The following is a 10630-nucleotide window of genomic DNA, read 5'->3' as shown; positions in this document are numbered from 1 at the left end:
CAGCCCTCATGCTCCGTTCCCGGCCCCGGCACGGGCACCGCCTCCGACGGTCGCACCGGCCCGCCCGGCACCAGCGGCAGCGGATCCACCGCCTCGAGATCCGGGTCATCCGTCCGGAACGTCCGCACCCGCCCCGGCTCCTTGTCCTCGGGCATCTCGAACCGCACGGTGACCCGCCCGAGCCCGCTCCCCTGCACCCAGCCGTGCCCGTACTCGGAGTGCCGTACGTCGTGCCCGGCCGACCACCGACGCTCGACGACATGCCCCGTGCTCTCCTCAGGGACGGCCTCCTCCACCGTCTCCTCCTCCGGAAGCTCCGGCTCCCCCGCGGCCTGGGCGAACAGGTCCTCCTGCGTGTAGTCGGCGAGCCCGCTGACCCCGACCCCCAGCAGCCGCACCCCACCGGTGGTGTCGACGGCCTCCAGCAGCCGCGCCGCGGCCTCCCGCACCACGGCCGGGTCGTCCGTCGGCCCCCGCAGCGTCTCGGACCGGGTCAGCGTCGAGAAGTCGTACCGCCGCACCTTCAGCACGATCGTCCGCCCCGACAGACCGGCCCCCCTGAGCCGCCGCACACACCGGTCGGCGAGCCGCTGCACCTCCAGCCGGACCCGCACCCGGTCATGGATGTCCACGTCATAGGTGTCCTCCACCGACACGGACTTGGCGTCCCGCTCGGCGACCACGGCCCGGTCGTCGCGCGCCAGCGCCATCGCGTACAGGCCGTGCCCGTGGGCCTTCCCCAGCAGCCGTACGACCTCGTCCTCGCCGGCCTCCACGATCTCCTCGACGGTGGTGATCCCCGCGCGCCGCAGATGGTCCCCGGTGGCCGGCCCGACCCCGGGGAGGATCCGCACGGACATCGGCCCGAGGAGTGCCCGCTCGGTGCCCGGCTCGATGAGCACCAGGCCGTCCGGCTTGGCCTGCTCGGAGGCGATCTTCGCGAGCATCTTGGACGCGGCGAGCCCCACGGACCCGGTCAGCCCGGTCACTTCCCGTATCTCCTGACGCAGCCGCACCCCCGCCCCACGCGCCGAGGCCTCGTCCCAGGCCGCTCCCCCGGCCTCCAGGTCCACGAACGCCTCATCGAGGCTGAGGGGCTCCACCAGGGGCGACACGGCGTGCAGAAGCCCCATGACCTGCTGGCTGATGGCCCGGTAGAACGTGAAGCGGGGCGTGAGGTACGCGGCGTTCGGCGCGAGCCGACGGGCCTGCGCCGTGGGCATCGCCGAGTGCACCCCGAAGACCCTCGCCTCGTACGAGGCGGTGGCGACCACACCGCGGGGACCCAGCCCGCCCACGATGACGGCCTTCCCGCGCAGACTCGGCTTGGACGCCTGCTCCACCGAGGCGTAGAAGGCATCCATGTCGAGATGCAGGATCGTGGGCGCGGTTCTCACATCTCCGATGCTGCCCTACACCACTGACAATGCCCTGCCACGCCCGACGGCGAGGCCTGTCGCCGCGGACAACCCGGCCCGGTCGTGGGCCGACCGCGATCCCGACCCCGGGAGGGGCCGGCGCCCGCCACTCGGGCCCGCTGCCCGCCGCTCGGGCCCACCGACGCGCCCCGCTCAGACCGCGCGGTTGCGCCTGCGCGCCAGTTCGTCCGCGGGGTTGGGGCGGACCAGGGTCTCGCCCGTGTCGATCCGCTCGCCGTGCAACTGGGAGAGAGCGCTTTCCACATCACGCCAGACGACCCCGACGGCAATCCCGAAGATCCCCTGGCCGCCTTGGAGAAGGGCGTGGACCTCGTCCGGCGAGGTGCATTCGTAGACCGTGGCCCCGTCGCTCATCAGCGTCATCCGCTCCAGGTCGCTGAAGCCCCGCTCCCGCAGGTGCTGGACGGCTGTACGGATGTTCTGCAGGGAGACGCCGGTGTCGAGGAACCGTTTCACGATCTTGAGGACGACGACGTCCCGGAAGCTGTAGAGCCGCTGTGTCCCGGACCCGTGGGCGGACCGCACGCTGGGCTCCACGAGGCCGGTGCGGGCCCAGTAGTCGAGCTGGCGATAGGTGATGCCGGCGGCGGCACACGCGGTGGGGCCGCGGTACCCGACGTTCTCGTGCGGCTCGGGCTCGGCCTCCGAACCGTCCTGGACAGCCGTCGGCAACTGTGGAACGGGACCGGCCGCGCCGCCGGAATGGGGATAACCCCTGCTCGAGCGGAGCCGAGCGCTCGGGGGAGGGTACGAGCCGCTCTCCCCCAGGCTGCGTCCGGGGGCACCCCCAGCCGTACCGTCGCCGCTGTTCCTCACGCCGACCTCCGTCCTTGACCTGCCTTCTCGACGGTAGGCAGCCACCAGGGGTGCGTCAACGACCGCCACACTCGGCACGCCGAGTGATAATCACCCTGAGAGTGGTTTCCCGTGCCCTTCCGCGGGGAAAGGCTAGCCGAATATGCTAAGCGGAACCCCAGGACACCGCATGGGCACGTGTCAGGTGCCGGACTCTCGTGACGCCGCCCCCTTGATCGACACCCCCCGGCCCCGACCCGATCGGTCGGCGCTCCGGTAGGCCGTGGACGGCAGGCAGTGCTGGTCCCGCCGGTCACGACCGCGCAGCCCGACGGCGGCGCGGCCCAGCGGTCCACCAGCCCTTGGCGGCGCGACGACGACTCGGCCCCGCGCCAGGGGCCGACGGCCCGGCGGCCGCGAGGCCCGACACCACCGCAGCCCGGCCTCACTGGCTGCTGGTACCGAAGTCCTCCGGCGAGATCTGGTCGAGGAACTCGCGGAACTTCTCCACCTCGTCCTCCTGCTCGTCCGGGATCGCGATGCCCGCGTCGTCGAGCACCCCGTCACTGCCGAAGATCGGCGTCCCGGTGCGCAGGGCCAGCGCTATGGCGTCGGAGGGCCTGGCGCTCACCTCGACACCGCTGGCGAAGACCAGCTCCGCGTAGAAGACGCCCTCACGCAAATCCGTGATGCGCACTTCCGTGAGCTCCTGGCCGACGGCCTCCAGCACGTCCTTGAACAGGTCGTGGGTCAGCGGCCGCGCGGGGGCCATGCCCTGCTGGGCGAAGGCGATCGCGGTGGCCTCCCCGGGCCCGATCCAGATGGGGAGGTAACGGTCGCCTCCCACTTCACGCAGGAGCACGATCGGTTGGTTGGAGGGCATTTCGACCCGGACACCTACGACATCGAGCTCGTTCACACAGCAACCCTAGGCCGTGCTCGGGATGTTTGGGTAGTCGAGCACGGATAGGCCGGACGATCCGCCACAGGCGAACACCCCGCTTCAGCGGAGCCGGACACCCAGCGCGCTCTGCACCAGCGCGGCGTGCAGCTTCACCGTGAGCCCCGCCAGCTCCCGCGTACGGTCCTCCGCATGCGCTCTGGTCTGGGGATTGCGGTGGCGGCGCAGCGGCGCGACCACCTGCTCCACGAGGCCCGCCTCACGGTCGACGGCGGCCCGCATCACCCGCAGATGCCTCGGCTCGATACCGAACCGCCCCAGTTCCACCACAAGCGTGGCGACCGTGAGGGCCTCGGCGTCGTACGTGCCGTCCGGCAGCGGCGCCACGAGTCCGTACGACTCCCACTCGGCCAGCTGCTCCTCGCCGATCCCGGCGCCGGCCAGCAGCTCGGCCCGCCCGATCCGGGCGGCGGTGGGCTCCTCGGGCTCCCCGAAGAGCTCGCTCAGCCGCTCCCCGTCGCCGATGTCGCGCTGGCGGCCCACCGACGGCAGCCGGACGTCCTCGCCCCGTTCCAGGGCCGCCAGGTGCTCACGGATCACCTTCAGCGGCAGATAGTGGTCCCGCTGCATCCTCAGGACATGTCCGAGACGCTCGACGTCCCCGGCGCTGAACTTGCGATACCCCGAGGGGGTCCGCTGCGGCTCGATGAGCCCCTCCGACTCCAGGAAACGGATCTTGGAGATCGTGACCTCGGGGAACTCCTCGCGCAGCAGGTTCAGCACCGAGCCGATGCTCATCAGGCCACTGTCCGCGGCGGTGGTGCCGTGATCGGCACCACCGCTCGTTGTTCGAAGCATGGACCTTCCCTGGGGATTCCCCCCGGATCGAGTCCGGGGGCGGGTCAGTAACCCCGCTGGCTCGCGTAGAAGACCAGCCGGTACTTGCCGATCTGCACCTCGTCACCGTTGTGCAGGGCGACCTGGTCGATCCGCTCGCGGTTGACGTAGGTGCCGTTCAGGCTGCCGACGTCGGCGACCGTGAACGAGCCGTCCTGGGCCCGGCGGAACTCCACATGGCGACGGGAGACGGTGACGTCGTCCAGGAAGATGTCGCTCTGCGGGTGACGGCCCGCCGTCGTCAGGTCGCTGTCGAGCAGGAAGCGGCTGCCCGCGTTCGGCCCGCGGCGTACGACGAGGAGTGCCGATCCGAGCGGCAGCGCGTCGACGGCGGCCTGGGCCTCCGGCGAGAGCGCCGGCAGCTGCGTCTGGCCCGTCGTCTCGGAGTCGTAGGCCTCGAGGCCGGAGATCGAGATCGTGGAGGTCGTCTCGGACGGACGCTCCGGAACGGCGCCGGGACGCAGCGGCGCGCCGCAGTTCGAGCAGAAGCGGCTGTTCTCCGCGTTGCGGTTACCGCACCTCGTACACACCAGGGCCGACATCGACGGATCCTCCTGCCGCGGCTGCCCCGCCGGGGCATTGGACGCATACGGGTCGGTGGCAAACCCTCCACCCGTACCTGAGGCTGACGGGTCCCCGAAACCTATGCGGCCCGACTGGGCAGGGTCAACAGACGGCGCGCCCTGACCTCCGGAAATGTCACCGCCCGGACCAGCGACCTGGTCCCGGAACAGGGGGCGCTCGCCACCCTGGCCCTCCGCCTCCGAAGGCTGCGCGCGATGGCGGGAGGTCGCGTTGCCGCTGTCCTCTCGCGCGCTCTTGCCGAACAACTTCGCAAACAACTTCACGGGCGATTCCCCTTGACCGAAACAGACCCGCCCGTGGGGCAGGACGAACCCTGACTGAACACACCGGCCGACCCGGACATCCTCACAACGTCCGTTTCCACCAGACAGTTTCCACCACGCACCACCCATTCGGTGCGCCGACCCCCCGCAACCTCTTGCCCTCGCCGGACGACCCCTATGCACCTGCGGTTCACTGGGAGGACGACCGAGCGTAGTCAGGCCGCTTCGCCGCTCGCAAGGCGTCCACGACGATCTTGTCAGCCCGCTCCACGGTCACGGTGGCCTGCTCCTTCTCCAGTGTCTGCACCACGCCTCCGGGGATGTTCAACGCGGGCTCGAGGTCCTGCGGGTTGCCGATGACCTTGAAACGAAAGGGCTGGGTGATCTTGTTCCCGTCGACACTGATTCCCTTGCCGGAGTCGGTGAGATAGGTGCTGGCGACGACGCGTACGCCGTTCACCTGGATCGCCTCCGCGCCGGCGGCGCGCAGCTCCTGGATCGCGTCGAGCAACATGTCCGCCTCGACCGTCCCCTTCGTGTCGTTGATCGTCAGCGTGATGCCGGGTCCCTGCGCGGCCACGGTGCCCGCCAGCACGCCGAGTTGTCTTTCCTTCTCGACTGTCTGCTTGCGTGCCTCCTCGGCCTGGTCCGAGCTGTTCTCCAACTCGGTGCGCTGATCCTCGAGACCCTGCTTCTCCTCCTCCAGACGCTGAGTACGGTCATCCAGTTCATCGAGGATGCGTACGAGATCTTCCTGGCGTGCGCCGCGCAGCGCGCTGTCGTCGTTGTTGGAGGCCACCTGGACGGCCAGGCCGAAGCCCAGGCCGAACAGCAGTACGGCCACGATGAGTTGGGCTCGTGTGAAGCGCGGCGGCCACAGCCCCTGGGCCAGCCGCTCCCGTCCGGTCAGCCGGTTCTTCTCGTCGGGCGTGGCCCTGCCGGGCCCTTCGGCGGCTGTGACGGGGACCTCCTGCGGCAGCTCGCGGCGCAACCGGGTCGTCGGCTCGTCGTCGTCCGCCCCGCCCGCGCCCGCCGTCGGCCTCGGCGTCTCGTGCCTGTCGCTCATCGGCCTCACGCCCGGAACACGTGCCGGCGGATCGCCGCGGCGTTGGAGAAGATGCGGATGCCGAGAACGACCACGACGCCCGTGGACAGCTGGGCCCCCACACCCAACTTGTCGCCGAGAAACACGATCAAGGCAGCCACGACCACGTTGGACAGGAACGACACCACGAAGACCTTGTCGTCGAAGATCCCGTCCAGCATGGCGCGCAGACCGCCGAACACGGCGTCCAGGGCCGCGACGACGGCGATGGGGAGGTACGGCTCGACCACCGCGGGTACCTCGGGCCGGACCAACAGTCCGGCCACGACTCCGAGGACGAGGCCCAGTACGGCGATCACGATGTGCCCTTCCTAGCGCTCGGTTCTGCTGTTCGTACGATCACGCTCGGCGCGGCCGGCACCTTGATGTCGCTCTCGACGGAGATGCTCGTCCGGATCCCGAAGTTCTCTTGCAGGGCATGCAGGTACAGCCCGTCGGGGCTGTTCTGGAACCTGGTGCTCAGCCGCTGCCCGTCCCCTACCGCGAGCACCGTGTACGGCGGCACCAGCGGCTTGTTGTCGACCAGTATGGCGTCGCCGGCGGCCCTGATCGCCGACAGCGCGGTGAGCCGCTGTCCGTTGATCGAGACGGCCTCGGCGCCCGACTCCCACAGCCCGTTGACGACCCGCTGCATGTCCCGGTCGCGCACGCGCCCGGTGTCGGAGAACCCGGAGGTCTCGCGGGGGTCGCCGTCACCGCCCTGGCTGGCGTTCTTCGAGTCGTTGACGGCGAGCTTCACCCCGGGGCCGTGCACCTCGACGGCGCCCGACAGGATGCCCACGAGGTCGCCCTGGCCGCTGCCGCCGTCCTTGAGCGCCTCGCGCTGGCGTGCGCTCACGTCGTCACGGAGGTCGTCGACGGAGTCCTCCAGCTTGTCCGCGGCCGCGGTCTGCTGGTGGATACGGTCGATGAGCTCCTCGCGCTCCTTGGCGACCACCGGGGCGCTTATCCGCGCCTGCGCCGCGCCCACGGTCACCACCAGGGCGGCGAGCACCAGCCCGACGGCGAGGCCCAGCTTCGCCCGTACGGTTTTCGGCATGCCCCCGGTGCCGTCGGCCTTCTTCCGGGCGGCGGCCTCGGCGTACCCGTCGTCGAGGCTGTGGTCCATGACGTTGTTGAGCAGCGACATGGAGGCGTCCGGACGCGACGGGCGCGCGGGTGTGCTCCGAACGGGGGGCTGCTGCGGCATGCCGCACATCGTCGCACGTCGCGCCCGCTACCTCCGAATGGCCCCACCCACGTGCCGGACAGGCCCCGTTGGGGGCACTTGTCCGGCACGCGCGTGTGGCGGGTGTTTCAGCGTCCGGCGCTGTCCACCACCGACGACCATTCGTCCAGCAGGGCCTGCGCCGAGGCGTCGTCGGGCCCTTCCGCCCACAGATGCGTGACGGCCTCCGCCGGGTCCGGCAGGACCATCACCCACCGCCCGTCGGTCTCCACGACCCGGACACCGTCAGTCGTGTCGACAAAGCGATTGCCGGCGGCCTCCACGACCCGGCGCATCACGAGCCCCTTGACGGCCCAGGGAGTGGCGAGATCCCGCTTGAGGACATGCGCCCGCGGAATCCTCGCGTCGATCTGGCTCAGCGTGAGCTGTGTCCGCGCCACCAGCCCGATGAGCCGTACGAAGGCCGCCGTCCCGTCGAAGACGCTGCTGAACTCCGGCACGATGAACCCGCCGCGTCCGTCTCCGCCGAAGATGGTCGTCTCGTCGCCGCCGACCCGGGTCAGGTCGTCCGGCGAGGTGGTCGTCCACTCGACCTGGGTGCCGTGGTACGCGGCGACCTGTTCCGCGATCCTGGTGGTGGTCACCGGCAGCGCCACGCGCCCGCTCCGCCGCTCCGCGGCCACCAGGTCGAGCATCACCAGCAGGGCCCGGTCGTCCTCGACGATCCGCCCCTTCTCGTCGACCAGGGACAGCCGCTCGCCGACGGGGTCGAACCGCACTCCGAACGCGGCTCGCGACGACGCCACGATCTCGCCGAGCCGCACGAGCCCGGACCGCCGCATGTCGCCCGTCTCCGTCGGCCTCGACTCGTCGAGGCCGGGATTGATCGTCAGCGAGTCGACGCCCAGCTTGCCGAGCAGGCTCGGCAGCACGAGTCCGGCGCTGCCGTTGGACGCGTCGACGACGACCTTGAGCCCCGATTCGGCGATCCCCGTCGTGTCGACGTTCCGCAGCAGGGAGCCTGTGTACGAGTCGAAGACGCTGGCCGGGAAGTGCAGGTCGCCGATCTCGCCCGGGAACGCGCGCCGGTACTCCTGCCGCGCGAAGACCCGGTCCAGCTTCCGCTGGCTGCCCTGCGACAGGTCGGCTCCCTGACTGTCGAAGAACATGATGTCGACGGAGTCCGGCACGCCGGGCGTGGTCCGGATCATGATCCCGCCGGCACTGCCCCGAGCGGTCTGCTGCCGGGCCACCGGCAGCGGTACGTTCTCCAGGTCCCGTACGTCGATGGCGCTGGCCTGCAGCGCCGAGATGACCGCCCGCTTGAGGGCACGCGCGCCTCGGGAGTGGTCACGTGCGGTGGTGACCGTCGAGCCCTTCTTGAGCGTCGTCGCGTACGCCCCGGCCAGCCGCACGGCCAGCTCCGGGGTGATCTCCACGTTCAGGATCCCGGACACGCCACGGGCACCGAAGAGATGCGCCTGTCCGCGGGACTCCCAGATCACCGACGTGTTGACGAACGCACCGGCCTCGATCGTCTTGAAGGGGTAGACGCGGACGTTCCCCTGGATGATCGATTCTTCGCCGACGAGGCATTCGTCGCCGATGACGGCGCCGTCCTCGATCCGCGCGGCCCGCATGATGTCGGTGTTCTTTCCGACCACGCAGCCGCGCAGATTGCTGTGCTGTCCGATGTAGACGTTGTCGTGGACGACGGTCTTGTGGAGGAAGGCGCCGCTCTTCACGACGACGTTCGAGCCGACCACGGTGTGCTCGCGGATTTCGACTCCGGCTTCGACCTTGGCGTAGTCCCCGATGTACAGCGGCCCGCGCAGCACGGCGTCGGGGTGCACTTCGGCGCCTTCGGCGATCCACACACCGGGTGAGAGTTCGAATCCGTCGATCTCGACGTCGACCTTGCCTTCGAGGACGTCGGCCTGTGCCTTCACATAGCTCTCGTGCGTGCCGACGTCCTCCCAGTAGCCCTCGGCGACATAGCCGTAGATCGGCTTGCCTTCCTTCATGAGCTGCGGGAAGACATCTCCGGACCAGTCGACGGGAACATCGGCCTCGACATAGTCGAAGACCTCGGGCTCCATCACGTAGATGCCGGTGTTCACGGTGTCCGAGAAGACCTGCCCCCAGGTGGGCTTCTCCAGGAACCGCTCGACCTTGCCTTCCTCGTCGACGATGGTGATGCCGAATTCCAGCGGGTTCGGCACGCGCGTCAGGCAGACGGTGACGAGCGCACCCTTTTCCTTGTGGAAATTGATGAGCTCGGTGAGGTCGAAGTCGGTCAGGGCGTCACCGGAGATGACGAGGAAGGCATCGTCCTTCAGTGCTTCCTCGGCGTTCTTCACGCTCCCGGCAGTACCGAGTGGCTTCTCCTCATTGGCATAGGTGAGCTCCATCCCGAGCTCCTCACCGTCGCCGAAGTAGTTCTTGACGAGTGACGCCAGGAACTGGACGGTAACGACGGTCTCATTGAGCCCATGCCTTTTGAGCAGCCGCAGTACGTGCTCCATGATCGGGCGGTTCGCCACGGGCAGGAGCGGCTTGGGCATGCTCGAGGTCATGGGGCGAAGGCGTGTGCCCTCGCCTCCGGCCATCACGACGGCCTTCATGTCGGAAGCGTCCTCCTTGAAGAGACACGGTCTAGCCGACTTCACCCGTCCAGATTGTCCCGCACTTTTCCGACGCGGGCCATCGAGCCACTACGGCTGTCCCATCGGACGGGCTCAATCGGCCATGGCGTCCGCCGCGACAAGTCGGCGGACCTGAACCACGTAGAGGATCCCTGCCCACCAATACAGCGTTGTACCCCATCCGGCGAACGCCCATCCGAAAATAGCAGCGAGTGACGAGATCCATCCGGTTCCGTCACTGAGCAACAGCAAGGGGAAGGCGTACATCAGGTTGAAGGTGGCTGCCTTCCCGAGGAAGTTCACCTGCGGCGGCGGATAGCCGTGCCGGCGGAGGATGCCCACCATCACCAGCAGAACCAGCTCACGCAAGAGAAGTACAGCCGTCAACCAAAGGGGGAGAATCTCGCGCCAGGTGAGACCGACCAAAGTCGACAGAATGTAGAGCCGGTCTGCCGCGGGGTCGAGTAGCCGGCCGAGGCTGCTGATCTGGTTCCAGCGTCGCGCCAGCTTGCCGTCCAGATAGTCGCTGACGCCGCTCAGGGCGAGCACGAGGAGCGCCCAGCCGTCGACCTGGGGGCCGCCGAACTCGGGCCAGAGAATCAGCCACAGGAAGACGGGGACTCCGAGGAGCCGCGCCATGCTGAGGATGTTCGGGATGGTGAGCACCCGGTCCGTCTGGACTCGGGTCTCCTGGACCTCCACCCGGGGGCCTCCTGTGCAAAACGAGCCAATGATGCTCCCTGACCCTACCTCAACGCAAAAAAGCTCTGGCTCCTGGGCGTAGTGCCCAGGAGCCAGAGCTTTAAAAGGAGTTCGGCGGCGTCCTACTCTC

Annotated in this window: 10 protein-coding genes; all 10 read right to left on the bottom strand. The window is 69.2% G+C overall.

The genetic code is table 11. From position 1 onward, the window contains the following. The coding region (locus tag AOK23_RS31115) for a DNA polymerase IV (RefSeq protein ID WP_055715907.1) at window positions 1-1397 on the bottom strand (1397 nt) is incomplete at its 3' end. 174 nt (window positions 1398-1571) lie between these two features. Next, window positions 1572-2255 carry a MerR family transcriptional regulator gene (locus AOK23_RS31110; protein ID WP_206336330.1) on the bottom strand — a complete coding sequence of 228 codons (684 nt, stop codon included), beginning with the start codon at window positions 2253-2255 and terminating at the stop codon, window positions 1572-1574. A gap of 424 nt (window positions 2256-2679) precedes the next feature. Then, entirely contained in the window at window positions 2680-3153 is a 474-nt protein-coding gene (locus AOK23_RS31105) for a bifunctional nuclease family protein (protein WP_028797289.1), read from the bottom strand. 84 nt (window positions 3154-3237) lie between these two features. Beyond that, window positions 3238-3993: a transcriptional regulator FtsR gene (gene ftsR / locus AOK23_RS31100; protein WP_063791433.1), complete on the bottom strand. Its 756-nt coding sequence runs from the start codon at window positions 3991-3993 to the stop codon at window positions 3238-3240. 44 nt (window positions 3994-4037) lie between these two features. Next, window positions 4038-5009, bottom strand: coding sequence for an FHA domain-containing protein (locus tag AOK23_RS45835; RefSeq protein WP_079049810.1), 972 nt, complete (start codon window positions 5007-5009; stop codon window positions 4038-4040). A gap of 61 nt (window positions 5010-5070) precedes the next feature. After that, entirely contained in the window at window positions 5071-5946 is an 876-nt protein-coding gene (locus tag AOK23_RS31090) for a DUF881 domain-containing protein (RefSeq protein WP_055715904.1), read from the bottom strand. A 5-nt stretch (window positions 5947-5951) separates the two neighbouring features. After that, window positions 5952-6284, bottom strand: coding sequence for a small basic family protein (locus AOK23_RS31085; RefSeq protein WP_009343209.1), 333 nt, complete (start codon window positions 6282-6284; stop codon window positions 5952-5954). After that, the gene (locus tag AOK23_RS31080; protein WP_107102910.1) at window positions 6281-7183 is read right to left on the bottom strand and encodes a DUF881 domain-containing protein; all 903 of its coding nucleotides are present in this window, start codon (window positions 7181-7183) and stop codon (window positions 6281-6283) included. Before AOK23_RS31080 ends, AOK23_RS31085 begins: the two co-directional genes overlap by 4 nt. 98 nt (window positions 7184-7281) lie before the next feature. Then, window positions 7282-9777, bottom strand: a complete 2496-nt coding sequence (locus AOK23_RS31075) for a mannose-1-phosphate guanyltransferase (RefSeq protein ID WP_055517954.1) — start codon at window positions 9775-9777, stop codon at window positions 7282-7284. 114 nt (window positions 9778-9891) lie between these two features. Continuing rightward, window positions 9892-10500: a cardiolipin synthase ClsA gene (clsA, locus tag AOK23_RS31070; protein ID WP_055715902.1), complete on the bottom strand. Its 609-nt coding sequence runs from the start codon at window positions 10498-10500 to the stop codon at window positions 9892-9894. Window positions 10501-10630 lie beyond the last annotated feature (130 nt).

The sequence above is a fragment of the Streptomyces torulosus genome, from assembly GCF_001419765.1.
GTDB lineage: Bacteria > Actinomycetota > Actinomycetes > Streptomycetales > Streptomycetaceae > Streptomyces > Streptomyces torulosus.
This window is presented reverse-complemented; position numbering and strand designations above follow the sequence as displayed.